Raw genomic sequence first — 2380 nt, forward strand, 5'->3', positions numbered from 1 at the left:
ATCCCATGCTTCTTGAACAGGTTGAGTAATATATTGTTTAAATAAGCCCCAAGCAACTTGTGCAGCAGCCTTTATAAGTTCCCACTGCGTACTAAGCCATGTGACTAATTCACCAATTTGTGCACTTATCCAATCATACGCTTCCTGGATCGGCTGTATAATATATTGAGATATTGCCGCCCATGCAATTTGTGCCCCTGCTTGAATGAGTAGCCAACCTGCTTCTAAAACTGTGGAAACTGCTGAAATAATCGGGTCTAAAACTGTGAGTATTGTATCCCATGTTTCTTGCCAAGCTGTCTTTAATTGATCCCAAATAGAAGTTGCCGTTTCAACAATACCCGTCCACAATCCACTGAAAAATTCACCTAAAGGAGACAATATACTATCTGCTAATTCAATGAATGAAGACCACGATTCTGAAAAATAATCCGTAATACCTGTCCAAATTTCAGATGCCGTATCAGAAATTCCAGTCCATAGATCAGCAAAAAATTGACCGACAGGCTCAAAGAACTCATTTACCATGTTGAAAAAATCTGACCAGGCTCCAGAAAAGTAATCAACTGTGGATGACCATCCATCGCTACATGCCTGAACTATACCTGCCCACAATTCGCCAAACCACTCTTTAAATTGTGACCATTTTTCAGAAAGCCAGTCAGTTATGGCACCCCAGTTTTTTATTAACATGATAATACCAGTTATCACCAAGGAAACTGCTGCAATGGTAGCTATCACAGGTAAAAACGCCAGATTCAACGCACCAAATGAAACAGCGAGAGCTGCTACAATTGGAGTTAGAATAATAAACGCCGTACTCAATGCACCCATCACAATTAAAAGTGTTTGATCGGCTTCAGACAATTTACTAAACCAATCCATTACAGCTTTAACCCCATCAACAATTGGAGGCAAAATATCTTTAGCTAATTCTGCAAATTTCTTTCCAAGTGGTTCTAACGCCGCCTGTGTTTCTCTTAATGCTTTTTGAAACTGCTGCCCCAAAGATTCTTCCTGAAGTTTCTTCATTTCATCCATACGTCCAGTTACATCCCCAAGACCACCATTTACATCATTTAAACTTAGTACGGCTTCTGCACCCATGTCTTCCCATTTAGTACCAAATAAAGCAACACCAATCTGGTTTGCCTTTACTTTGTCATCCATCTTTTGAAGATCGCCTAACACAGCATTGAATACATCGGCTGCGGTTCCCTTACCTTCATTAAATGATTTCCATACTTTTTGTGTCTCTTCAGATAAATCGCCGAATCCTTCTGATACACCTTTCGAACCATCTTGTACACGAATACCGAATTCCTTCACCAGGTCATTGATATAGTCTAAGTTATACGAACCGCTTTTTGTTCCATTTGCTAAAATCGTAAACATTTCTTGAGCACTAAAACCACCTTGTTTGAATAAAGGTGCATATTCAGAGAGGTTATCAAATAACTCATCCGAATAATTTAAACCTTCTTGAGCACCGGCAGCAAGTAAATCAAATGTTTCTTGTGTAGATAAACCAAATTGACTCATCAACTGCCCTGCACCACGAGTCGCTTCGTTTAAATCAACATCGTAAACTTTAGCTAATGTTAAAACGTTTTCCGATGCACCTTGTAATTCTTCATGTGGAACATCGCGCATATTTTGATAGACCTTTATAAGCGCATTGTCTACCTCTTCAAGATTTTCACCAAAACCTTTTTTCCAAGTATCAACAGCAATCTTTTGAAGATTTTCGGCACCTTTCCCAGTCAATCCTAATGACGCCTGAATTTTCCTCTGCGATCCATCAAACTCTATTGCTGTATTTACAATCGACTTTCCCATTTCAATTAACTTTTCAGATATTCCTTGTAGGACTTCAGCGGCTTCCATTAAATTGTTCATATCAAGTTTCTTATTGATTTCCGCCATACCATCCGCAGCTTGTGAACCGCTTCGCCCAACACTCTGTAAGGAGTTTTCGAATTGCTTTAATGTCGTTTTTGCTTGGTTTAATTTAGCCTCAAGTTGCTGCACTTCAGTAGAATTCTCACCATACACACGCTTTGCGGCACTTAATTGTTGTTCTAAATTGTGGACGACCCTATCAGTCATTTCCATTTGTTGACGTAGTTGTTTCTGTGCTAATTCCAACTTATCAGCTTCACTAGCGTTTGCTCCTAATTCAGCATTCTGAAGTTTAAAAGAGCTTGTTAGTTTCTTTTGTTCTGCTTCAAGTTTCTTAGAATTCTCTTGTAAATCAAGTAAAGTCCCACGTGCTTCCCTAGCTTCAATTGCTTGCTCAGAAAGACCTTCATTCACTCTTTTCATTGCATTATCAAGAGAAGTTTCAGCACGTTCTGCATCAAGCAACTTCCCGTACATC

The 2380-nt window shown here is 39.2% G+C and carries 1 protein-coding gene; it reads right to left on the bottom strand.

Features of this window, described 5'->3' with window-relative positions:
- Window positions 1-2380, bottom strand: a 2380-nt coding sequence (locus tag ACQGS6_RS26625) for a phage tail tape measure protein (RefSeq protein ID WP_426965887.1), incomplete at both ends; no start/stop codon positions are given.

Source organism: Bacillus sp. GMs2/2 (assembly GCF_050172095.1).
In the GTDB taxonomy this organism is placed as follows: domain Bacteria; phylum Bacillota; class Bacilli; order Bacillales; family Bacillaceae_G; genus Bacillus_A; species Bacillus_A cereus.